Origin of the sequence: Allobrachymonas denitrificans DSM 15123 (genome assembly GCF_900110225.1) — a bacterium.
Taxonomy (GTDB): Bacteria; Pseudomonadota; Gammaproteobacteria; order Burkholderiales; family Burkholderiaceae_C; genus Brachymonas; species Brachymonas denitrificans.
In genome coordinates, this window is sequence record NZ_FOCW01000002.1 from 231,502 (window position 1) to 253,014 (window position 21,513).

At 65.2% G+C, this 21,513-nt stretch carries 20 protein-coding genes; 11 read left to right on the plus strand and 9 right to left on the minus strand.

The features are described from left to right. Window positions 1–142: 142 nt before the first annotated feature. Window positions 143–1,207 (plus strand): NAD(P)H-dependent flavin oxidoreductase, encoded by a 1,065-nt coding sequence (locus BMW28_RS07505; protein ID WP_091816061.1) that lies wholly within the window; start codon window positions 143–145, stop codon window positions 1,205–1,207. A 182-nt stretch (window positions 1,208–1,389) separates the two neighbouring features. On the opposite strand, the gene BMW28_RS07510 is transcribed toward BMW28_RS07505, so the two are convergent. From BMW28_RS07510 to BMW28_RS07520, 3 genes are all read right to left on the minus strand, one after another. Next, window positions 1,390–2,970, minus strand: a complete 1,581-nt coding sequence (locus BMW28_RS07510) for a mechanosensitive ion channel (protein ID WP_091816064.1) — start codon at window positions 2,968–2,970, stop codon at window positions 1,390–1,392. A gap of 223 nt (window positions 2,971–3,193) precedes the next feature. Beyond that, window positions 3,194–3,895 (minus strand): phosphoserine phosphatase SerB, encoded by a 702-nt coding sequence (serB, locus tag BMW28_RS07515; RefSeq protein WP_091816233.1) that lies wholly within the window; start codon window positions 3,893–3,895, stop codon window positions 3,194–3,196. A 55-nt stretch (window positions 3,896–3,950) separates the two neighbouring features. Continuing rightward, the gene (locus tag BMW28_RS07520; RefSeq protein WP_091816066.1) at window positions 3,951–5,081 is read right to left on the minus strand and encodes an NAD(P)/FAD-dependent oxidoreductase; all 1,131 of its coding nucleotides are present in this window, start codon (window positions 5,079–5,081) and stop codon (window positions 3,951–3,953) included. Window positions 5,082–5,331: 250 nt separating this feature from the next. Here BMW28_RS07520 and BMW28_RS07525 point away from each other — a divergent pair, with 250 nt between their 5' ends. The 8 genes from BMW28_RS07525 to BMW28_RS07560 all read left to right on the plus strand — a co-directional run bounded on the left by BMW28_RS07525 (window position 5,332) and on the right by BMW28_RS07560 (window position 10,921). Beyond that, window positions 5,332–5,712 (plus strand): DUF2946 family protein, encoded by a 381-nt coding sequence (locus tag BMW28_RS07525; RefSeq protein WP_091816069.1) that lies wholly within the window; start codon window positions 5,332–5,334, stop codon window positions 5,710–5,712. Window positions 5,713–5,881: 169 nt separating this feature from the next. Next, on the plus strand, window positions 5,882–6,490 hold the full coding sequence (locus BMW28_RS07530) for an SCO family protein (protein ID WP_091816072.1): 609 nt from the start codon (window positions 5,882–5,884) through the stop codon (window positions 6,488–6,490). Next, window positions 6,490–6,774, plus strand: coding sequence for a hypothetical protein (locus tag BMW28_RS07535; protein WP_091816075.1), 285 nt, complete (start codon window positions 6,490–6,492; stop codon window positions 6,772–6,774). The genes BMW28_RS07530 and BMW28_RS07535 overlap by 1 nt, the downstream gene beginning before the upstream one ends. Further along, window positions 6,771–7,907, plus strand: coding sequence for an ABC transporter permease (locus BMW28_RS07540; protein ID WP_091816077.1), 1,137 nt, complete (start codon window positions 6,771–6,773; stop codon window positions 7,905–7,907). The genes BMW28_RS07535 and BMW28_RS07540 overlap by 4 nt, the downstream gene beginning before the upstream one ends. A gap of 10 nt (window positions 7,908–7,917) precedes the next feature. Beyond that, window positions 7,918–8,595 (plus strand): ABC transporter ATP-binding protein, encoded by a 678-nt coding sequence (locus BMW28_RS07545; protein ID WP_091816080.1) that lies wholly within the window; start codon window positions 7,918–7,920, stop codon window positions 8,593–8,595. After that, window positions 8,596–9,603 (plus strand): hypothetical protein, encoded by a 1,008-nt coding sequence (locus tag BMW28_RS07550; protein ID WP_091816083.1) that lies wholly within the window; start codon window positions 8,596–8,598, stop codon window positions 9,601–9,603. It abuts the gene before it with no gap. Between the two features lie 157 nt (window positions 9,604–9,760). Continuing rightward, window positions 9,761–10,387, plus strand: coding sequence for a nitrous oxide reductase accessory protein NosL (locus BMW28_RS07555; protein ID WP_091816085.1), 627 nt, complete (start codon window positions 9,761–9,763; stop codon window positions 10,385–10,387). Between the two features lie 6 nt (window positions 10,388–10,393). Then, entirely contained in the window at window positions 10,394–10,921 is a 528-nt protein-coding gene (locus BMW28_RS07560; RefSeq protein ID WP_091816088.1) for a nitrous oxide reductase accessory protein NosL, read from the plus strand. A gap of 78 nt (window positions 10,922–10,999) precedes the next feature. Here the strand turns inward: BMW28_RS07560 and BMW28_RS07565 are convergent, their stop codons facing one another. From BMW28_RS07565 to mfd, 4 genes are all read right to left on the minus strand, one after another. Further along, a complete protein-coding gene (locus tag BMW28_RS07565; RefSeq protein WP_091816090.1) occupies window positions 11,000–12,067 on the minus strand; it encodes a sensor histidine kinase in 1,068 nt (355 codons plus the stop codon). Between the two features lie 9 nt (window positions 12,068–12,076). Then, the gene (locus BMW28_RS07570) at window positions 12,077–12,853 is read right to left on the minus strand and encodes a hypothetical protein (protein WP_091816093.1); all 777 of its coding nucleotides are present in this window, start codon (window positions 12,851–12,853) and stop codon (window positions 12,077–12,079) included. A gap of 11 nt (window positions 12,854–12,864) precedes the next feature. Continuing rightward, entirely contained in the window at window positions 12,865–13,584 is a 720-nt protein-coding gene (locus BMW28_RS07575) for a response regulator transcription factor (protein WP_200785756.1), read from the minus strand. 119 nt (window positions 13,585–13,703) lie between these two features. Then, complete coding sequence (gene mfd, locus BMW28_RS07580; RefSeq protein ID WP_091816096.1) at window positions 13,704–17,336, minus strand: transcription-repair coupling factor; 3,633 nt, start codon at window positions 17,334–17,336, stop codon at window positions 13,704–13,706. Window positions 17,337–17,587: 251 nt separating this feature from the next. On the opposite strand from mfd, the gene ispD reads away from it, so the two are divergent. Together ispD and ispF are read left to right on the plus strand one after the other, a co-directional pair. Beyond that, window positions 17,588–18,340, plus strand: a complete 753-nt coding sequence (ispD, locus tag BMW28_RS07585) for a 2-C-methyl-D-erythritol 4-phosphate cytidylyltransferase (protein WP_234970066.1) — start codon at window positions 17,588–17,590, stop codon at window positions 18,338–18,340. A gap of 40 nt (window positions 18,341–18,380) precedes the next feature. After that, window positions 18,381–18,884: a 2-C-methyl-D-erythritol 2,4-cyclodiphosphate synthase gene (gene ispF / locus BMW28_RS07590; protein WP_091816102.1), complete on the plus strand. Its 504-nt coding sequence runs from the start codon at window positions 18,381–18,383 to the stop codon at window positions 18,882–18,884. 99 nt (window positions 18,885–18,983) lie between these two features. On the opposite strand, the gene BMW28_RS07595 is transcribed toward ispF, so the two are convergent. Next, on the minus strand, window positions 18,984–20,456 hold the full coding sequence (locus BMW28_RS07595) for a sensor histidine kinase (RefSeq protein ID WP_091816104.1): 1,473 nt from the start codon (window positions 20,454–20,456) through the stop codon (window positions 18,984–18,986). A gap of 137 nt (window positions 20,457–20,593) precedes the next feature. Continuing rightward, the gene (gene ompR / locus BMW28_RS07600) at window positions 20,594–21,331 is read right to left on the minus strand and encodes an osmolarity response regulator transcription factor OmpR (protein WP_091816107.1); all 738 of its coding nucleotides are present in this window, start codon (window positions 21,329–21,331) and stop codon (window positions 20,594–20,596) included. Window positions 21,332–21,513: the final 182 nt, after the last annotated feature.

The following is a 21,513-nucleotide window of genomic DNA, read 5'->3' on the forward strand; positions in this document are numbered from 1 at the left end:
CATATGGGTCGTTGAAGTGGTGGGCAAGATGTGCTCTGACCAGTCCGGATGTCAACGTCATTGGCAAGGCTGGCAACAGGGACTTGCACGGCGGATTTACCATCAGGGTTGCTTTGAACTCCATTGAATGAGAGCAACACGCATGGCTTCGTCCCCTGAATTTCTTGCGCGCCTGGGCATCACGTACCCCATCATCCAGGCCCCGATGGCAGGAACCTCGACGCCTGCCCTGGCCGCCGCTGTCTCCAACGCCGGTGGTCTGGGCTCACTCGGCATCGGAGCCAATACGGTTGCTCAGGCGCGGCAGATGATTAAGGACACACGCGCCCTGACCGACAAGCCCTTCAACATTAATGTCTTTTGCCACGCCCCGGCGCAGCGTGATGCAGTGCGCGAAGCGGCGTGGCTGCAGCATCTGGCACCGCTGTTCGCCGAGGTGGGTGCAGACCTGCCGGCGACGCTGAACGAGATCTATCCCACCTTCGTGCAGGATGCATCTGCCTTGCAGATGCTGCTTGAACTGCGACCTGCCGTGGTGAGTTTCCATTTCGGTCTGCCATCGGCGGCGGCTATCGAGGCCTTGCGCGAAGCGGGCATTTTCACCATGGCCACGGCGACCAATCTGCAGGAAGCTGCGCTGATCGAGCAGGCTGGCGTCAATGCCATCGTGGCCCAGGGCATCGAGGCAGGCGGGCATCGCGGCATGTTCGATCCCGAGGCGGTGGACGAGCGCTGGAGTACGGCGGTGCTGGTGCGCATGCTGGTCAGGCAGACGGCGCTGCCGGTGATTGCGGCTGGCGGCATCATGGACGGTGCCGGCATCCGCGCCATGCTGGATCTGGGGGCTGCTGCTGTGCAACTCGGCACGGCATTCATCCTGTGTCCCGAATCGGCGGCCAATGCCAGCTATCGCCAGAATCTCAGGAGTGAACGCGCCGCGCGCACGCAACTGACGGCGGCCATTTCCGGCCGTCCGGCGCGTGGCATGGTGAACCGCCTGATTGCGCACGGCGAGGCAACGGGCAGTCCGCCAGCGGCCGGCTATCCCATGGCCTACGATGCCGCCAAACAATTGCATGCGGCTGCCAGTCAGCAGGGCAATCACGAGTTTGCCGCGCAGTGGGCAGGGCAGGGCGCTCCGCTGGCTAGGGAAATGCCGGCGGCAGAGCTTGTGGAGTTGCTGGTCAGGGAGTGGCGGCAAGACTGAGCCCGTGATGGCGCTCGCGCCTGCGTGCATGGACAGTGGATTCTGCCGAGACGTGATTGCTGCTCTTCAGTTGTGCGCGTCATGAACGGCTATATTCCCGGTGGGCGAACTCCTTTGCGTTGCACAAGGAAAAACCGGCTGTCTCCCAAGGAACACAGCCGGTTTGCAGCTACTTCAGACGTTTAGACCAGCGGCGGCTGGCCCTCGTTGTCCGCAGCGGGCTTGGCGGCGACAGCCTCATCCGGCAGCACCAGCGCACTGTCCTTCTTGCAGGCGCCCTTGAAGCAGCAGTCCACCCACTGGTTGGCCAGGCGCGCAGCCGCTTCGCGGCCACCCAGACCAAAGGCGAGGGCCACAGCCACGGCCACGGCGCCCAGCGTCAGGCCGAAGGCCAGATAGACGATCTCGTTGGCCACACCCATGGCACGCAGCCCCATGGCGATCACCAGACCCAGAATGGCAAAACGCGCGATGTTGGCGATCAGGCCGGAAGAATGATCGGCACGGCTCAGCGCCTGGTAGGCCAGGTTGGCCAGCCAGAAGCCGATGATCATGATCACGCTGCCCAGCAGGATGTCGCCGCCGAAGGCGGTGAAAGTGGTCAGCAGGTCGCTCACCTGGGTGAAGCCGAGCTGGTTGGCCGCCTCGACCACGGCAAACAGCATGGCGAAGAACATCAGCAGACTGCCGGCCAGGTTGGAGGGCAGCAGGCTGCCGCTGAACATGCGCTGCATGCCGAGCTTGGCGGGCAGCGCATCGGCACCCACGTTCTGCAGCAGCGAGCGCAGCAGCATGGCGGCAAAGCGCGCCACGTACCAGGTCAGCAGCACGATGACGACGGCGGCGATGATGTGCGGCACGGCGGTCAGGAACTGCTGCAGCATGTCCGTGGCGGGGCGGCTGATGGCTTCGATTTTCAGGGCATCGAGTGCGGCGATCAGCGCCGGCACCAGCACCATGATGTAGACGATGGTGCCGCCCAGGCTGGACAGGCGCAGGCCGTTGGCAGGCGCTTCGGTGGCAGCCACTTGCGCAGCGGTATGGCCGAGCTTGTTGCCCAGATTGTCGGCCCCCATGGCAGCCAGCAGGTTGCTCACCAGGCCGCGCAGGATGCGTGCGACGATCCAGCCCACCACACCGATCATCAGGGCGGCTAGGATGTTGGGCGCCATGGCCAGTGTCTTGTCGAGCATGGCCTGCATGGGTTGCAGCAGGCCGGTCATTTCCAGCGCGCCCAGGATGGCCGGCAGGAACAGCAGGATCACCAGCCAGAAGGCCACGTTGCCCGCGTTGTGGCTGACCGGCGCCATGCCGGCTTCGGCGCTCAGGCGCTCATCCAGGCGCGTGGCGTTCAGGGCCTTGCTCACGCCGATCCTGATCAGCGTGGCCACCACCCAGGCCACCAGACCGATCACGCCCGCGGCAAAGATGCGCGGCAGATAGCGCAGCACGTCCGTCAGCATGACGGCCAGCGGCGCCGACACGGTGGACAGGTTCAGTGCACTGAGTGCAGCCACGACGGCGGCCAGCAGGATGAGCCAGAACACCGCAATGGCGATCGGCGATTCGGCATCGACCTGGCGGCCGGTGCTGGTGTTGATGCGCTGGTTGAGCTTGCTCATGCCCAGCAGACGACGCACGCCGGCGCGTGCAATGATGGCGATGATCCAGCCGATGGCAAAAATGGCCAGCGCGCCCAGAATCTGGGGTAACTGCGAGCCGACCGTGTTCTGCATGGCCGTGGTGAAGGCGGTGGTATCCATGTATGACGTCCCTCCTCTGATGCTTGTACGGAGCGCGCGAACGCGCAGCGAAGATGAAACCGCTGCGAGACGGGGCAGGCCCCCGCCTCAGGCAGCTTCGGGTTTCACCATAGCACAGGGGTGTGACAGGGACGACCGGGATAGCCCCGGAAATGCTTAATGCGGATGGCGTTTGCGCACGGAACGGGGCTTTTTCACGCTGTCGCCCGGACGGTGGGCAGGATCAGCCCAGCACTTCCAGCAGACGGTCCAGTCCGCCCTCATTGATCGCCACCATGGCCTGGTTGCGCACGGCGGGCTTGGCGTGGTAGGCCACGGACAGGCCGGCCACGGCCATCATCTTCAGGTCGTTGGCGCCATCGCCCATGGCAATGGTCTGCTCGGGCGGAATGCCCATCAGCGTGGCCACTTCCAGCAGGGTGCGGGCCTTTTCCGCGCCATCGCAGATATCGCCCCAGGCCTGATCGATCATGCGACCGGTGAGTTGGCCGTCCACGACTTCCAGCAGGTTGGCGCGCGTGAAATCGATGCCCAGACGCTGGCGGATGCGCTCGGTGAAGAAGGTGAAGCCGCCAGACACCAGCAGGATCTTGAGGCCGGCGTTCTTGCAGGCCTGGATCAGCGCTTCCACGCCGGGATTCAGGCGCAGGCGCTCGTCGTAGATCTGCTGCAGGGCACTCTCGGGCACGCCTTCGAGCAGGGCGACGCGCTGGCGCAGGCTTTCCTTGTAGTCGCTGATCAGTCCCTGCATGGCAGCCTCGGTGATGGCCGCCACTTCTTCCTTCTTGCCCACGGCTGCGGCAATTTCGTCCACGCACTCGATATTGATCAGCGTCGAATCCATGTCGAACGCGATCAGCTTGTAATCGGAGAGGTTCTTGAGGACGGGTTGCTCGCGGACGACCAGGGAAGAATCTTGGCTCATGATGGGCTGCATGCGGATGGGAATCCCTCTATTGTAGAAGGAGGGGTGTGACAATTCAGGTCCGGAAGCGCGCGGGTGACAGCTTTTCGGCAAGCACGCCCTGCTGCAGCAAGGCATCGGGCAGCGGCTGGCCCAGCAGCTGCGCCGCCGCGGCCATGCCCATGGCGGCGCTGGTCTGGATGCCATAGCCGCCCTGGCCGGCTACCCAGAAGAAGCCCGGCACCTCGGGGTCGAAGCCGTTGACCATCTCGCCATCGGGCGCAAAGGTGCGCAGGCCGGCCCAGGTGTGGCTGGGGCGACGGATCTCCAGTGTGGTCATCCGCTGGATGTGGTCGATGCCGATGGCCACGTCCAGCTCTTCGGCCTGCACGTCGTGCGGCTCGACCGGGTCGGCGTTGGCGGGAGAGCCCAGCAGCTGGGCCGCATCGGGCTTGAGATACCAGTCCTCGGCCACGCCGATGGCCATGGGCCAGGCCTGGATGTGGGCTCCGGGTGGCGGGGCGAAGGTGAAGGCCGAGCGCCGGTGCGGCTGCAACCCCAGCGGCCTGACGCCGGCGAGGCGTGCAATGGGGTCGGCCCAGGCACCTGCAGCGTTGACCACGACCGGCGCTTCGAAAGTGCCGGCGCTGGTGTCCACGCGCCATGTATCGCCCGTGCGGGTGAGGGCGGTCACTTCGGCATGGTTCACCAGTGTGCCGCCCGCCTGCCGCAGGCTGCGCAGATAGCCCTGGTGCAGCGCATGCACGTCGATGTCACAGGGATCGGCATCGTGGAGCGCGCCTGCCACCTGCTCCGGTCGCAGCACGGGCAGCAAGGCCAGTGCTTCTTCCACGGAAACGCGACGCAGATGCGGGCACTGGCCGTGCAGGGTGTCCCATTCGGCCTGCAGCTCCGCTTCCTGCCCGGGCGCGGCAACGATGAGCGTGCCGCGCGGCGTGAGCAGGGGATGCTCGGCAAACCCTGCCGGCGGGTTTTCGAGAAAGGCGCGGCTGGCGCGGGTGAGGGCGCGCACTTGCGGCGGACCGTAGCTCTCCATGAACAGGGCCGCCGAGCGGCCGGTGGCGTGGTAGCCGGGCTGCGATTCGCGCTCCAGCAGCAGCACGCGTGCATGCGGTGCCAGCCAGTGCGCGGCCGAAGCGCCGGCAATGCCTGCGCCGATGATGATGACGTCAGCAGTCTGTGACATGGTTTCTCCCTGGATGCGCGCACGATAGCACCGTGCCGGGGAGAGTGCCAACTGCGGCTGCAGTGCTACCTGCAGGCCGTGTGGAGACTCTGGCGTTACATGCGGGGTTGATCGCGGACAAGAAAGCACCTTGAAGTGTGTCAACCCTCGGGACACTTACAAAACTTGTGATTAGAATGGTTTCGTGGTGCAAGGTTTCCGGTATCCCCCTCTCTGCCGAAAGAACAAGGCCCATCGTCTGGCTCTCTGGATGATGGCTTTGGCCATGTTCGTGCAAGTGATGTCGAGCGTGTTCAGCGCCGGCTTCGTGGCACGGCTGGCGGGGGTGGCCCTGAATCCCGCCGATATCGTCATCTGTACGGTCGATGGCATGTACTCCATGCCATGGAACGCCCAGAATTCCCCGGACGAAGACGGCGCGCCGGCATCCGGCATGATGGGGTCCTGCCCCTATTGCGTGCTGGCGAGCGCTCCTCCACTGCCAGGTGAGCCCATTGCCCAGGGTATGCTCCTTCCCAGGGTTGCGGTCAGCCAGAGCTGGATAGCGCAGGATACGCCACCGACAGGCACGTCTGCCTTCCGAAAGCATGCGCCAACACGAGCGCCCCCCGCGCAGATCCATCTGGCCTGATCTGCGCTAACTCCCTCTTTCTACTGTGATGCCCCGACAGGGTGCACAGACCTGCCGCGCAAATCAGGCCCCTCGTTGACGGGGCCTTGTGTCATGGGCTGCCGTTTTCCTCTGATTTGTTTGCCCCCTGCGCAGAGCTGTGCTCGGCTGCGGGATTTCTGGGGGTGTGATGCTGGTTCATTCAGAATTTTCCCGTCGCAGTTTTCTGCTGGCCGTGCCCGGCCTGACCGTACTGGCCGCCGGCTGCGGCGATGGACAGACCGATGCCGCCGAGAGCGGCAAGATGCTGTGGCAGGCCGATCCGGCTGCCAGGCTCTATGGTTCCCAGGGCGAGTTGCCCCTCGATACGCTCAAGGACAAGGCGCTGCTGGTGTTCTTCGGCTATGTGCGCTGCCCCGACATCTGCCCCACCAGCCTGTCCGTGGTGGCCCAGGTGCTGACCGGCCTGAGCCCCGAAGAGCGCGCCAAGATGCGCGCCGTGTTCGTCACGCTTGATCCGAACCGTGATCAGCCCGAAGTGCTGAGCAGCTACGTCAAGCTGTTCCATCCCGATGTGCTGGCGCTGCGCAGCACCGAGCCCAAGCTCAAGGAAATCGCCAAGGCCTTCCGCGTCTACTACGTGCTGCAGAAGCCGGCCGAGGGTGCAGCCAGCGATGTCTACGCGGTCGACCATACCGCCCATACCGGCCTCGTCAACGCCAAGGGCCGGCTGGTGAAGCTGATTCCCTACGGCACCCAGGCCGAACCCATGCGCAAGAGCCTGCGCGAGGCTTTGTGATGGCGCGCCCGTCCAGCGTGGCGCTGGGCCTGCTGGCGGCTGGCATGCTGGCCATGGGTGCCAGCCTGCTCGAAGTGGCGCTGGCAGACCACGTTAGCGACAGCGGCCTGCAGCAGACGCAGGCGCTCACGCGCCAGCTGGGCCTGACCGATCCCGCCCTGATGACCGAGGCGCGGTACGGCCGCCACCTTTCGCAGGCCGACCGCCACACCCCCTTCCAGGATCACCCCCTGGCCTTTGACCACTTCCCCACCGGCTCCCTGTTGCCGGCGCCCCGCCCATGAACGCCTGGCTTGCCCGACAACGCTACCTGATCGACTATGTGCTCGCCGCCATGGCGCGCCAGAAAGGCCGTGCCATCGGCCTGTGGGTGGTGTACACGCTGCTGGTGTTCGTGCTGGCCTCCGTCATGCTGTTCACCCACGCGCTGCGTCAGGAAAGCGCGCGCGTGCTGCAGCATGCGCCCGAGGTGGTGGTGCAGAAGCTGGTGGCCGGCCGCACCGACCTGATTCCGCCGGACTACATCGAGAAGATGGGCCGCATCCGTGGCGTGCGCGAGAAGCAGCTGCGCCTGTGGGGCTACTACTACGACAGCGTGGTCAAGGCCAACTACACCTTCATGGTGCCGTCCGTGGCTGCGCCCGAGCCGGGCACCATCATGGTCGGGCCGGCCATGGCACGCACACGGGGCATCAAGGCGGGCGACCCGATTGCCTTCCGCAACTATGCCGGCACCATCATCAGCTACCAGGTGGCGCAGGTGCTGCCGCAGCCCACCGAGCTGATGAGTGCGGATCTGGTGCTGATGTCCGAACAGGATTTCCGCAGCCTGTTCAATTTCCCCGAAGGGTATTACACCGACATTGCCCTGACCGTCGCCAACCCCAAGGAAGTGCGCAACGTGGCCACCAAGGTGACCGAGGCGCTGCCGGATTCCCGTCCCATCCTGCGCGAGGAGATTCTGCGCACCTATGCCTCGGTGTTCGACTGGCGCGAGGGCATGGTATTGGCGGTGCTGTCCGGTGCGCTGCTGGCGTTCGCCATCCTGGCCTGGGACAAGGCTTCCGGCCTGTCGGCCCAGGAGCGGCGCGAGATCGGCATCCTGAAAGCCGTCGGCTGGGAAACCGGCGACGTGCTGCGCATGAAGCTGTGGGAAGGCCTGCTGGTGTCCTTCACCGCCTTCCTGGCCGGCTATCTGCTGGCCTACTGGCATGTGTTCCACGCGGGCGGGGCCTTGTTCCGCCCGGTGCTGCAGGGCTGGGCGGTGCTTTATCCGGAGTTTGCGCTGCGCCCCGAGGTGGACGGGCTGCAGCTGTTCACGCTGCTGTTCTTTACCGTGGTGCCGTTCACGGCGGCGGTGCTGGTGCCGAGCTGGCGCGCGGCCATCACCGATCCCGATGCCGTGATGCGGGCCTGAGGACATTGCCATGCTTGAACTCGTCGACATCACCAAGTCCTTCCACGAAGGCCAGCCCAATGCCTACACGGCGCTGAAGAACGTGTCGCTCACGCTGGAGCGCGGCAAGGTGATTGCGCTGCACGGCCCGAGCGGCTCCGGCAAGACCACGCTGCTGACCCTGATCGGCTGCCTGGCGCGTCCCACCAGCGGCCGTGTGCGGCTGGACGGGCAGGATATCTCCTCGTTGCCCGAGCGCTTTCTGACGGCGCTGCGGCGCGAGCGTTTCGGCTTCGTGTTCCAGCAGTTCAACCTGATCGCCGGCATGAGCGCGCGCGACAACGTGATGGTGCCGGCCTATCCCACGGGGCTGCCGTACCGCATGCTGCTGGACCGGGCCGAGGAGTTGCTGGCCCAGCTCAACCTGTCGCACCGCAGTGGCGCGCTGGTGCAGACGCTCTCCGGTGGCGAGCAGCAGCGCGTGGCGATTGCGCGCGCGCTGATCAACCAGCCGGACATTCTGATCGCCGACGAGCCCACGGCCAACCTGGACAGCGCTTTGGCGAAGGAATGCCTGGACATCCTGGGCCGTCTCAACGCCCAGGGCACCACGGTCATCCTCTCCAGCCACGATCCGCTGGTGCTGGACAGCCCGCTGGTGCAGCAGCGCGTCGGCCTGCGCGACGGCCAGGTGCAGGAGGTGCGCTGAATGTTCTTCCAGCCGGCCATCCTCGCCTTGCTGCTGGCCTCCGGTCTGGGGCTGGCGGCCTTGCTGGTGGCATCGCCCTGGGTGCTGCAGCTGGTGCGGCACTGGGATCTGCGCAGCGGCAGCCGGCTGCAGCTGGTGCTGGAGCGGCGTACCTATCTGCTGTCCACGCTGGTGGGCTTTGTGCTGGTGGTGCAGATGGCCTCGCTGCTGCTGTTCGTGTTCAATGCCGACCGCATGGCGGTGCAGTTTGTCGGCGCCATGTGCGCGGTGGGCACACTGCAGGCCAACAGCTATGGCTTTCCGGCGCTGTATGCGCAACTGGCGGTGTTCTTTCTGGCCAGCGGCTGGCTGGTGCTGCATGCGGCCGATGCGCGGGCGCCGGACTATCCGCTCACGCGCCTCAAGTTCGTGCTGATGGTGGCGGTGCTGCTGCCGGCGGTGGCGCTGAGTTTCGGGCTGCAATGGCTGTATTTCGGCAACCTGAGTGCCGACGTGATCACTTCCTGCTGCGGCAGCCTGTTCTCGGTGGAAGCCACCGATCTGGGCGGTGACCTGGCCGGCCTGCCGCCGGGACCGACGCTGTGGGTGTATGCGCTCACGCTGCTGCTGGCGATGGCGGCAGCCGCCTGGCAGATCTGGCGGGGCAGGGCAGCCGGGCTGCTTGGCGTGCTGAGTGCAGCGGCCTTCGTCGTGGCCATTACCGGCATCATCTCCTTCCTCTCGCTCTACATCTACGAGCATCCGCATCACCACTGTCCGTTCTGCATTCTCAAGCCCGAATACGGTTACCGCGGCTATCTGATCTACATCCCGCTGTTTGCGGCCACGGCGGCCGGCATTGGCGTCGGCATTCTGGGTCGGGTGAAGCATCTGCCCAGCCTGCAGGGTGTGGCGCCCGTGCTGGCGCGGCGCCTGGCCTGGGTGGCGCTGCTGGGCTTCGGCTTCTACCTGCTGCTGTCGCTGGGAATGGTGTGGCAGTCGGGGCTGATCCTGCTGGAGGCCGCATGAGGCTTGTCGCACTTGCCATGCACTGGACGCACTTCTGCAGGGGCGGCACGTTGTCGCGTGCTGCGGACGGTGCATGGGGTCTTTCCCAAGGCATTTCACGGGAAGCCGGTTCCCGCAATAAACCGGCACACCACTCGTACCTTCAAGGAGAACTTTCATGAAACGTCGCAGCTTCGTAGAACTTTCCATGCTCGGCGGTGCCGGCGTCATGGCCACGGCTTGTGCACAGACGCCTGCTGTTGCCCAGAAAGCCGGTTGCCCGACCGATGGCACGCCCAACCAGTTCATCCCGAAGAAGGCAGCGGATGCCAATCCCCTGCAGAACGAGCTGGCCAAGTATCCCAAGTGCCCCTACTGCGGCATGGACCGTACCCAGTACAGCCACAGCCGCATGCTGATCCAGTACGGTGATGATCTGGTGGACGGCACCTGCTCCATCCACTGCTCGGCACTGAGCCTGGGCTTGAACATCGACCGCCAGCCCAAGATGATCTGGGTGGGCGACAATGCCTCCAGTGCCGAGGTCAAGCCGCTGGTGGAAGTGGACAAGGCCGCCTTCCTGGTGGGCAGCAGCATCAAGGGCGTGATGACAAAGCGTTCCAAGGTGGCTTACGGAACTCGGGCCGCTGCCGAGGCATCCAAAAAGGCCAATGGCGGCGAGATCGTCGGTTTCGACCAGGCACTGGCCGCTGCCTATGCCGATCTGTCTACGGATGTGAGCATGATCCGCAAGAACCGCGAAGAGCGCCGCAAGCGCATGGCTGAACAGCAGAAGAAAGGGTAATCCACCATGTCCTACGTCCGACTGAACCGCCGCGCCACGCTGGGTTTGCTGGCTGCCGTGGCCCTTGCTCCGGTGCACGCCGCGGGGCAGCCGGGCGTGGCGGCTCCGGTGGTGAAGGTGCCCAAGCCGGCACCGATGGACCTGTGCCCGGTGTGCGGCATGGTCGTGTCCAAGTACCCGGCCTGGGTGGCTACCGTGCTCTGGAAAAACGGCCAGACGCACCATTTCGACGGTGCCAAGGACATGTTCAAGTTCCTGCACAACCTGGCCAAGTACGCTCCGCGCCAGAAGGCAGAGGACATGGTCACCATCGCCGTGACCGAGTACTACAACCTCGACAAGGTCGATGCGCGCAAGGCCTGGTACGTGATCGGCTCCGACGTGCTCGGCCCCATGGGGCATGAATTCGTGCCGCTGGCCACCGAGGCCGATGCGCGCGACTTTCTCAAGGACCACAAGGGCAGGAAGATCATGCGCTTTGCCGATGTCACGGCACAGTGGCCTGGCAAGCTGGACAAGGGACAGTTCCAGTAAACAGGCCGGCTACGCATCGTTTCGTGGACAAGGCTGCCGGGTGCAGCCTGCCCGCGTTGCGGTGGCGGGAGCCGGTGCTCAGGTCGCGGCGTTTTCTGAAGACATGTCCGGCAGCGTGATCCGGATGTGGGTTCCCTGCTCGCCGGAGTCCAGCTGCCACGTTCCCCCCAGCCGCTCGATGCGCGCCCGCATGCTTTGCAGCCCGATGCCCATGCCGGCGGTTTCCATCAGGGCCGCATCGAAGCCCCGGCCGTTGTCGCGGATGTGGAGCTGCATGCCGTTCGATGCGGGCAGGGCGTTCAGTTCCACGCACACCTCCGTGGCCTTGCTGTGCTTGACGATGTTGGTGAGCGCTTCTTCCAGCACGCGGGCCAGCGCCATGCAATGGCGCGCTTCGGGTTGCCAAGGCCAGGCGTCCGGCATGTTCCAGAGGGCGTCCATCGCCAGTTCGTCGAACAGCATGCCGAAACGGTGCCGGATCGGTGCCAGCCACTGCGATGGAGTCCCCGGCGCCTTGGCCTGCGAACCGGCTTCGGCATCCAGAATCTGCCTCAGGTCATTGCGCAGGACCTTGAGATAGCCCAGAAAGGCGTCGTTGCTCATCGGGGCCGGGGCGTGTCGCACGCTGCCCATGGCGCGCATCAGCGAGCTGCCAAGTCCGTCGTGCAGGTCATGCGTCAGGTCCATGCGGGCCTTCAGCCGGGAGCGTTCGCGCTCGACCAGCAGCTGGCGTTCATTGGCCGCCTGCAGCTCCGCGCGTGCTGCGTCGACGCGCTCCTGCAGTTCCTTGTTGAAGCGCGTGATGCGCCGCAAGTCACGCGCCACCCGCAGCGCCATGATCACGCCCATGCACAGCAGGGTGGCGACGCCCGTGTACGGCGTGAGCAGTTCCATCCGGGCGGGGAAGAATAGCACCGCGATCAGGTCATGGACACCGACCACCAGCACCGCCAGCAGCCAGATGGCCAGCAGCACGCGGCTGAAATTGCGCTTGCGCCAGAGCGGCCACTGGAGCAGCAGGGCATTGCCCAGAATCAGCAGGCTGCACAGCAGGAAAATCGAAAGGGACGAATATCCCAGCCAGGGGATCGGAATCAGCCAGTGCGTCAGCAGCATCGCGGCAGCCAGAATCAGCAGAGCCTGCAACGCGCGCCGTCAGGTCAGTCCGGCAAAGGTCCAGGTGAACAGGCAGAAGCAGACCGCGTAAACTACCAGCGCACTCATGAAGAAGCGCTCCAGAGTGGCAGTGTCGGGGAAGGGCCAGGGCGATGTCATCAGCAGGGTGCCAGCAAAGGCCACCCAAGAGGCAGTCAGCAGGGCGAACCAGCCGAACTCCCGGGCACGCCGGTACAGCAACCAGACCAGCAGGCTGAGCACACTCAGGGTGGCCGACACCACCACATCGGCCTGCAGCCAGCCGCGCTGCATCCCCGTCTGCTTCTGATGCAGGGCCAGCATGGAGGCAGGGTCGCCCAGTTGCAGCTTGCCCAGGCCGGGCGTCTGGAACTCCACCCCGGTGACGCGGAACCAGAGCAGGTTCTCGCCGGCTTGCAGCGACGAGGCCGGCAACACCCAGTAGCGTGGCATGTTGGCACTGCGGGACAGCGGCTCCTCCAGATTCGTGTCGCGCCAGAGCAGGGTGTCATTGAGATAGAACGCCCCGGCCTGGCTGAGCGAAGCCAGTGTGACGCCGGTTGCCGGCTCGCAGGGATTGCGCCAGGCGATGCGGTACCAGACCGTGCCGCCATAGCCGGGCCAGCGCTGGATCCACTGGTCGGGCAGCGTCACATCCACCCAGCCGCTGGTCGGGCGCTGGTCCGGGTTTTCAGGCGCGCGGGCGGCCTGGATCGAACGAATTTCTGGAGTACAGGCTGCCGCGCTGGCGGTTGATGTGCTGGTCGCAGCCCGGACCGGCAGTGCAGCAAAGGCCAACCAGCAGGCAATTAGGACAGCAAGCCACGCGCACGTGCTTCGTAGACGGCCCGTGTGCGTCCGGAAACAGCCAGCTTGCGGTAGATGTGCTTGATGTGGCATTCGATGGTATGTCGTGAGAGAAACAGGCGTTCGGCGATTTCGCGGTTGCTCAGGCCTTCGGCCACCAGCTGGAGAATGCCAGATTCTCGCCGGGTCAGCGTTTCCTCGTGGTCCGGATTGTGCTCCTGGGTCGGTGGCGGGCTGGGTTTTTCGGCTTTGGGAGGGGTGGCCTGCAGCAGATGCAGGATGCGGCGCGCGATGAAGGGGTCGATCGGCGCACCGCCTCGCAGCACGCTGCGGATGGACAGTGCCATCTCCATGTCATCGCGCTCCTTGAGCACATAGCCGGTGGCGCCCGCCTGCAGCGCCTGCAGGATGATCTCCTCTGTGCTCCAGGACGAGACCACCAGAATGCTCAGGGCCGGGTCGCTCTCGCGCATCTCGGCAATCAGCTCCAGCCCGTTGCCATCCGGCAGGCCCAGATCCACCAGGGCCAGCGCGGCCGGATTCTGTGCCAGCCAGCTGCGCGCTTCCGCCAGACGGGTCACGAAGACCAGCGCGTTCTCCTCATAGCCCAGTTCCAGCAACAGGTGCAGCAGCTTGGCGCGCATCAGGGGCTCGTCTTCCACGATCAGCACGGGGGCTGGCAGATAGTCGACGCTGGGAGACTTGAGAATGGACATGGGCATGAAGAACGAAGCAGACAGACAACCGGACCATGCGCCCCTCACAAGGCGCGTTGCCGACTGTTGGACCTTAGGAGATTGTCCCGCGGGGCGTCAATCCCCAGAAACAGGGTAGTTGCACCTCAGGCCGCGGCATTTTCAGCAAGCGGCTGTCCCAGGCTTCTGAGGATGTCCCGCACCAGCATGGCACGATCCAGCGGCTTCTCCAGCGAACGCTCGATGCGCAGCTTCTCGTTGCCGGCCAGTTTCACATGCTTGTTCTTCTGGATCAGCTGGATGATGGCCATCGGGTCGATCGGCGGATTCGGCTTGAAGGTGATGGTGATCACCGTCGGCGCTGCCTCCACCTTCAGCACGCCGTAGGGCTGTGACAGCACGCGCAGGCGGTGCACGTTGACCAGTGTCTCTGCCTGCGGCGGCAGCTTGCCGAAGCGGTCCACCAGTTCCTCCAGCAGGCGGTCCACCTGCTCGCTGGTCTTGGCCGTGGCCAGCTTCTTGTAGAAGCTCAGGCGCAGATGCACGTCGCCACAGTAATCGTCCGGCAGCAGGGCAGGGGCGTGCAGGTTGATCTCGGTGACGGCCTGCAGCGGCGACAGCAGATCCGGCTCCTTGCCGGCCTTCAACTGCTTCACGGCTTCGGCCAGCATCTCGTTGTAGAGCTGGAAGCCGATCTCCATCATGTTGCCGCTCTGGTTCTCGCCCAGCACCTCGCCGGCGCCGCGGATCTCCAGATCGTGCATGGCCAGGTAGAAACCGCTGCCCAGTTCCTCCATCTGCTGGATGGCATCCAGCCGCTGCGCCGCCTGCTTGGTCAGGCCTTCGATATCCGGCACCATCAGGTAGGCATAGGCCTGGTGGTGGCTGCGGCCGACGCGACCGCGCAGCTGATGCAGCTGCGCCAGACCGAACTTGTCGGCGCGGCTGATCAGAATGGTGTTGGCGCTGGGCACGTCGATGCCAGTCTCGATGATGGTCGAGCAGAGCAGGATGTTGTAGCGCTGCGCCACGAACTCGCGCATCACGCGCTCCAGCTCGCGCTCCGGCATCTGGCCATGCGCCACGGCAATGCGCGCTTCGGGCAGGATTTCTTCCAGCCTCTGACGCCGGTTCTCGATGGTTTCCACCTCGTTGTGCAGAAAGTAGACCTGTCCGCCGCGCTTCAGTTCACGCAGCACGGCCTCGCGGATCACACCGCTGTTCTCGCTGCGCACAAAGGTCTTGATGGCCAGACGGCGCTGCGGCGCGGTGGCGATCACGCTCAGGTCGCGCAGGCCTTCCAGCGCCATGCCCATGGTGCGTGGAATCGGCGTGGCGGTCAGCGTCAGCACGTCCACCTCGGCGCGCAGCTGCTTCATCTGCTCCTTGTGACGCACGCCAAAGCGGTGTTCCTCGTCGATGATCAGCAAACCCAGATTCTTGAACTGCACCTCGCTGGACAGCAGTTTGTGCGTACCGACCACGATATCCACCGTGCCCTCGGTGATGCCTTTGACGGCCGCAGTGACCTCCTTGCCCGAGCGGAAGCGCGAGATCTCCGCCACCTTGATCGGCCACTTGGCAAAGCGGTCCTTGAGCGTCTGGTAGTGCTGCTCGGCCAGCAGCGTGGTCGGCGCCAGAAAGGCCACCTGCTTGCCACCCGTCACCGCCACAAACGCGGCGCGCAAGGCCACCTCGGTCTTGCCAAAACCCACATCGCCGCACACCAGGCGGTCCATCGGCCGTGGCGAGACCATGTCCTGAATGACCGCATGAATGGCCGCCAGCTGGTCGGCGGTTTCATCGAAGCCGAAATCGCTGGCAAACACCTCGTAATCCGCCATCGAAAAACGGAACGGATGCCCCTCGCGCGCGGCACGGCGTGCGTAAATATTCAGCAGCTCGGCCGCGCTGTCACGCACCTGCTCGGCGGCCTTGCGCTTGGCCTTTTCCCATTGCGAGCCGCCCAGCTTGTGCAGCGGCGCCTCGTCCGGGCTCACGCCGGTATAACGGCTGATCAGGTGCAACTGGCTCACCGGCACATACAGGGTGGCATCGGCCGCATATTCCAGATGCAGGAATTCCTGCAGGGCAGCCGTGCCATCCGGATTCTTCTGGCCCACATCCATGTTGATCAGGCCCTGATAGCGGCCGATGCCATGTGCGCTGTGCACCACCGGATCGCCCACCTTCAGCTCGCTCAGGTCCTTGATCAGTGCCTCGACATCGCTGGCCTGCTCCTGACGCCGGCGCCTGCGGTGCTGCACGCCGCTACTGCCGGCAAACAGTTCGGCCTCGGTGATCAGGTCGATGGCTGTCTCGTTCCAGGCAAAGCCCTGCACCAGCGTGGACGTGGCCAGGCCGACTTTCTCGTCACTCTGCTGGAATTCGGCCAGGGTATCCGTGGCCACCGGTTGCACGCCACTGGCGCGCAGGAAGTCCAGCAGGCTTTCACGCCGGCCGGCGCTTTCGGCCAGCATCAGCACGCGGTGCGGTGTGGTGCGGATATGCGCCTGCAGGCGCAGCAGCGGGTCGTCCGTGCCGCGTGTGGCGGACACATCCGGCAGCAGCGAGAATTCGGCGTAGTGGCTGACGGCTTCTGCCTGGGTGGCTGCAGGGTCGGCCCGCATGTCCTGCCGCGCGGCGGAAGGGACAGCATCCGATGCCAGTGCCGCTCCTGCAGGCTCAGCATCGCTCCCGGTACTACCTGCAGCCCTTGCCGAGTCGGAAGCCAGGGCAATCGCACTCGCCGGGCGCAAGGCCAGTTGCGCAAAACGCTTGCCCTCACGGTAGAACTGCTCTGCACTCAGGAACAGCGTCTCCGGCGGCAGGGCCGGCCGTTCCGGATCCCCCGCCAGCAAACGGTAGCGCTCGCGCGTATCCTGCCAGAAGCGCTGGAACGGCGCCTCCAGGTCATCATGCAGCACCACCGTGCTGTCGACCGGCAGGTAGTCGAACACCGTCGCCGTCTCGTCAAAGAACAGCGGCAGGTAGTACTCGATGCCGGCCGTGGCAATGCCGGCCCCCATGTCCTTGTAGATGCGGCTGCGTGTCGGGTCGCCCTCCAGCAGTTCGCGCCAGTGCTGGCGGAAGCGGGCACGCGCCGCATCGTCCATCGGAAACTCGCGCCCCGGCAGCAGGCGCACCTCCGTCACGGGATCGAGGCTGCGCTGCGTGTCCGGATCGAAGGTGCGGATGCTGTCGATTTCGTCGTCGAACAGGTCGATGCGATAAGGTCGCGGCGCACCCATCGGGAATAGGTCGATCAGGCCGCCACGCACGGCATATTCACCCGGGCTCACCACCTGGCTCACATGCGCATAGCCGGCCATGGTGAGCTGGCTCTTGAGGGCTGCTTCGTCCAGCGTCTGCCCGGTGCGGAAATGGAAGGTGTAGCCTGCCAGAAAGGAAGGCGGCCCCAGCCGGTACAGCGCCGTGGTGGCCGGAATCAGCACCACATCGGCACCATCCTCGGCCCGATGCTGGCTGATGCGCCACAGCGTCGCCAGCCGCTCGCTGATCAGGTCCTGGTGCGGCGAGAAGCTGTCGTAGGGCAGGGTTTCCCAGTCGGGAAACAGCACGCAGCGCAGGCCCGGTTCGAAGAAGGGCAGCTCGTCCAGCAGGCGCTGCGCATCGCTGGCGTCGGACGTGACGATGGCCGTGCAGCGGCCTGCCTGCTTGTCGCGCGCCGCCAGCTGCGCCAGCAGGGCGGCATCGGCCGAGGCGATGGGGCGGGGCAGGGTATAGCGCTGGCCGGGAGTGAGCTTGGGCAGTTGCATGGACGAATCAGCAGGGACAAAACACCAATACCCGCGGCCTGGGCAGGGCGCGGGGGGAGACAAGGCATTGTAAAACCTGGCAGCATCTGCCGGCAGGGAGCACGCCGGCTGCGTCAGACCATGAGCCCGCTGCAGCCATGCGCAAACACCGGATGGAACCATCGGTAAGGGAGTGCAAAGTGCTGCAAGGGATCCGGCGGGGCCGATCTGCTCTGGCAAACTAGCATCTGCACCCAATGAAAGATCCGCGCATGCCCGACATCTACGCTGTCATCCCCTGCGCCGGCACCGGCAGTCGTGCCGGCACGGCCATTCCCAAGCAATACCAGCCCATCGCCGGCCGCGCCATGCTCTGGCACACGCTGGCGGCATTCGCTGCCTGCCCCGCCATCACCGAGACTCTGCTGGTCCTCGCGCCGGGAGACGACTGGTTTGCACAGCACACCGCGCCGCCCGAAGTGCCGGCCCGCCGCTTCATGACAACACCCACCGGCGGTGCCAGCCGCGCCGAAAGCGTGCGCAACGGCCTGCTGGCACTGCGTGAGCAGGGGGCGCAACCGGACGACTGGGTGCTGGTACACGATGCCGCACGCTGCCTGATCACGCGCGAACAGATCGAGCGCCTGATCGAGGCTTGCGCGCAGGATGAAACGGGAGGCCTGCTGGCCGTTCCCCTGCCGGATACGCTCAAGTGCGAGTTGCCGCGCAACGGTCTGCCGGCCGACGTACCCGCCCGTGTTGCCGCCACCGTTCCGCGCGACGACAAGTGGCTCGCGCAGACGCCGCAGATGTTCCGCCTCGGCGTGCTGCTGCAGGCGCTGGAATCCGGCCTGCAGCATGCTCCGGAACACATCACCGACGAGGCCAGCGCCATCGAGCGGCTGGGCCTGCAGCCCTTGCTCGTGCAGGGCAGTGGCTGGAACTTCAAGGTCACCTATCCCGAGGACTTCACCCTGGCTGAAGCGGTGCTGCTGGCAAGGCAGAACAGCGCCCGGGCTGCATGAGGCAGGCGCGGTCATGGCTGGCAATGCGACAATGCCTGCCATGAACGCATCGACACCCCCATTTCCCCCGATCCGCATCGGCGAAGGCTGGGACACGCACCAGCTGGTAGAAGGCCGTCCGCTCTGGCTGGGCGGCGTGCAGATTCCGCATCCCATGGGCCTGCTCGGCCATTCCGATGCCGATGTGCTGCTGCATGCCATCACCGATGCGGTGCTGGGTGCTGCCGGCATGGGCGATATCGGCACCCTGTTCCCCGACACTGATCCGGCCTTCAAGGGCGCGGATTCGCGCGTGCTGCTGCGCGAAGCGATGCAGCGTGTGAAAGGCTCCGGCTGGCAGGTGGGCAATGTGGACTGCACCATCATCGCCCAGAAACCGAAACTGGCGCCCTACAAAGCCGCCATGGCGCAATCGGTGGCGGATTGCCTGGGCATTACGGCGGTGCAGGTGAATGTCAAGGCAAAGACGGCGGAGAAACTGGGTCCGGTCGGTGAGGAGCGCAGCATGGAAGCGCGCGCCGTGGTCCTGCTGTTTCCTGTCTGAGCCGAGACCGTCGGGAGAGTAGACGCAAGAGGCAGGCTCCTGAATGGGTGCCCTGCATGCCGGATGGACAGGAAAGCGCATGGCTTTCCGTCGGCAGCATCATTTCACCCGCGGCAGCCGCAGATCGGCCTGCAGCCCGCCTTCCTTGCGGTTGCTGAGCATGAGGGTGCCGCCCATGTACTCCACCACCTTCTTCACGATGGACAGGCCCAGCCCGCTGCCTGCAGCAGAAGTGCGTGCCTCGTCGGCGCGGTAGAAGGGCTGCGTCAGCCGGTGCAGGATGGCTTCGGGCACACCGGAGCCGCGGTCGAAGATCTGCAGCAGCACATAACCGCTTTCGGCGCGGGCCACCACTTCCACTTCGGAGTAGGCTGCATCCTTGCTCTTGCCATAGCGGCGTGCATTCTCCAGCAGGTTGGATACCACGCGCGCCAGCTCCACTTCATCCGCCTTCACCCGCAGGTTGCCCGGCACCTGGACATTCAGGCGCATGTCTTCCGCATTGAGATAGGGGTAGGCGCTGGTCTGCACCACTTCCGCCAGCTGCACGGTGGTCAGCTGCATGGAATCCGGGCGGGCGTAATCCATGAACTTGTTGATGATGGAGTCTACCTGCTCGATGTCGGCAGCCATGTACTTCTGCGCCTCCTCGTCGGACACGCTCATCTCCACCTCCAGCCGCAGGCGGGCCAGCGGCGTGCGCAGGTCGTGCGAGATGCCGGCCAGCATCACGGCGCGCTCCTGTTCCACCTTGGCCATCTGCTCGGCCATGCGGTTGAAGCCGATGTTCACCTCACGCAATTCCTTGGTGGACACCGCCTCGTCCAGATGGCCGGCGTTGAAGTCCCCCTGGCGAATCTTGCCGATGGCAATCGACAGCTGCTTGAGCGGCCGGTTCACCAGGCCCGCCATCAGCGCCGCACCCGCCAGCGACAGGGCAGCAGCCATCAGCATCCAAACCAGCCAGGTGGTGCCGCCCACAGGTGTCACGCGCGACTGGTCGGTGAGCAGCCAGTAGGCGTCATTGTCGATATCGAAGCCGATCCACAGGCCCTGTTCGCCGTTCACGGCACTGGCCACCACCGTGCGCGGGCCCAGGCGTTCCTGCAGCTCCTCGGTCACGCGCTCGTCCAGCTGGTCGCGGTTGATGATCTCGATCCGGTCGTCGGGTTCGCGTGGCAGGATGCGCACGCCTTCCTCTTCGGCCAGTGTCTTCATCAGCGCCAGCCGGGTGATGGAATCCGAATACACCAGCGCCGCGCGGCTCAGGTTGACCAGCGAGGCGATCTGCTGCGCGGTCTGCGTGGCGCGCGGCTCGAAGTCGAGCGAGCGGATGGTCATCAGCCAGCCGATGGTGCTCATGGTGAGCAGCAGGCCGATCATGATGAAGGTACGCCAGAACAGGTTCAGGCCCCAGCGCGGCACCACATACGGCACGGCACCGGCTTCGCCAGCCGGCTGCGCGGGCGCTGGTGCAGAAACTTCCTCCTGACTGTCTGCAATGGCTTCATGCTGCGCAGACCAGCGCGGCGCCAGCAGGCGGGTCAGGGAAGAGAATGTGTCTTTGCTCATGAAAGGCGGCGAAACGCTGTTGCCAGCAGCGGAGACGGACTGCCGGAGCCGCGCGCCGTCAGCAGGCGCACCGTGCTCCGGGTGAGTGCGGAATCATGCGTGCGATGCAGGGGATTCCGCGTAATGGGCGTGCGGCCTCAGGAGTTGCCGCCACCGTCCGGCACGAACACGTAGCCCACGCCCCACACGGTCTGGATGTAGCGCGGAGAAGCGGGGTCGGTCTCGATCAGCTTGCGCAGGCGGGAGACCTGCACGTCCAGGCTGCGGTCGAAGGGCTCGAACTCGCGGCCGCGGGCGAGCTGGGCCAGCTTTTCGCGCGACAGGGGCTGGCGCGGGTGGCGCACCAGCGCCTTGAGCATGGCGAATTCGCCGGTGGTCAGCGGCAGGTCCTCGCCATCCTTCTTGAGCGTACGCGCGCTCAGGTCGAACACGAAGCTGCCGAAGCTCACCACCTCGGTCTCGGTGGAGGGGGCGCCGGGCGCCTCCACGGCAGGGCGGCGGCGCAGCACGGCGTGCACGCGCGCCAGCAACTCACGCGGGTTGAAGGGCTTGCCCAGGTAGTCGTCGGCGCCGATTTCCAGGCCTACGATGCGGTCCACATCCTCGCCCTTGGCGGTCAGCATGATGATGGGGGTCTTGTCGTTGGCAGCGCGCAGGCGGCGGCAGATGGACAGGCCGTCCTCGCCGGGCAGCATCAGGTCGAGCACGATCAGATCGACGGTTTCGCGCAGCAGGATGCGGTTGAGGTTCTTGCCGTCTTCGGCCACCATCACTTCAAAGCCTTCCTGGCTCAGGTAGCGGCGCAGCAGATCGCGGATACGGGCGTCGTCATCGACCACCACGATCTTGTCGGCACGGGTGTTGGCCTGAGTCATCTTGTCCTCCGTGAATTTGTAACACAGACGGATGTTAGGCCGCAAAAGTCAAAAAACCACCCATTTTTCATTGCCTTTTCACACTGTTACACATCTTGCGGGGCCATTTCCTTTCTGACCGAATCGTGCCTTGTATCCTCGGGCCAGACCGCTAAGCTAGGGGAATTCACCGGACTCGGCCG

What these genes read in the sequence shown, in the direction of transcription:
- BMW28_RS07505 (WP_091816061.1), top strand. Translation starts at nt 143, where the DNA reads ATGGCTTCGTCCCCTGAATTTCTTGCGCGCCTGGGCATCACGTACCCC.
- BMW28_RS07595 (WP_091816104.1), bottom strand. Translation starts at nt 20,456, where the DNA reads ATGAGCAAAGACACATTCTCTTCCCTGACCCGCCTGCTGGCGCCGCGC.
- BMW28_RS07540 (WP_091816077.1), top strand. Translation starts at nt 6,771, where the DNA reads ATGAACGCCTGGCTTGCCCGACAACGCTACCTGATCGACTATGTGCTC.
- BMW28_RS07555 (WP_091816085.1), top strand. Translation starts at nt 9,761, where the DNA reads ATGAAACGTCGCAGCTTCGTAGAACTTTCCATGCTCGGCGGTGCCGGC.
- ispF (WP_091816102.1), top strand. Translation starts at nt 18,381, where the DNA reads ATGAACGCATCGACACCCCCATTTCCCCCGATCCGCATCGGCGAAGGC.
- BMW28_RS07510 (WP_091816064.1), bottom strand. Translation starts at nt 2,970, where the DNA reads ATGGATACCACCGCCTTCACCACGGCCATGCAGAACACGGTCGGCTCG.
- ispD (WP_234970066.1), top strand. Translation starts at nt 17,588, where the DNA reads ATGCCCGACATCTACGCTGTCATCCCCTGCGCCGGCACCGGCAGTCGT.
- BMW28_RS07525 (WP_091816069.1), top strand. Translation starts at nt 5,332, where the DNA reads ATGATGGCTTTGGCCATGTTCGTGCAAGTGATGTCGAGCGTGTTCAGC.
- BMW28_RS07560 (WP_091816088.1), top strand. Translation starts at nt 10,394, where the DNA reads ATGTCCTACGTCCGACTGAACCGCCGCGCCACGCTGGGTTTGCTGGCT.
- BMW28_RS07520 (WP_091816066.1), bottom strand. Translation starts at nt 5,081, where the DNA reads ATGTCACAGACTGCTGACGTCATCATCATCGGCGCAGGCATTGCCGGC.
- ompR (WP_091816107.1), bottom strand. Translation starts at nt 21,331, where the DNA reads ATGACTCAGGCCAACACCCGTGCCGACAAGATCGTGGTGGTCGATGAC.
- BMW28_RS07545 (WP_091816080.1), top strand. Translation starts at nt 7,918, where the DNA reads ATGCTTGAACTCGTCGACATCACCAAGTCCTTCCACGAAGGCCAGCCC.
- BMW28_RS07575 (WP_200785756.1), bottom strand. Translation starts at nt 13,584, where the DNA reads ATGCCCATGTCCATTCTCAAGTCTCCCAGCGTCGACTATCTGCCAGCC.
- mfd (WP_091816096.1), bottom strand. Translation starts at nt 17,336, where the DNA reads ATGCAACTGCCCAAGCTCACTCCCGGCCAGCGCTATACCCTGCCCCGC.
- BMW28_RS07535 (WP_091816075.1), top strand. Translation starts at nt 6,490, where the DNA reads ATGGCGCGCCCGTCCAGCGTGGCGCTGGGCCTGCTGGCGGCTGGCATG.
- serB (WP_091816233.1), bottom strand. Translation starts at nt 3,895, where the DNA reads ATGAGCCAAGATTCTTCCCTGGTCGTCCGCGAGCAACCCGTCCTCAAG.
- BMW28_RS07550 (WP_091816083.1), top strand. Translation starts at nt 8,596, where the DNA reads ATGTTCTTCCAGCCGGCCATCCTCGCCTTGCTGCTGGCCTCCGGTCTG.
- BMW28_RS07530 (WP_091816072.1), top strand. Translation starts at nt 5,882, where the DNA reads ATGCTGGTTCATTCAGAATTTTCCCGTCGCAGTTTTCTGCTGGCCGTG.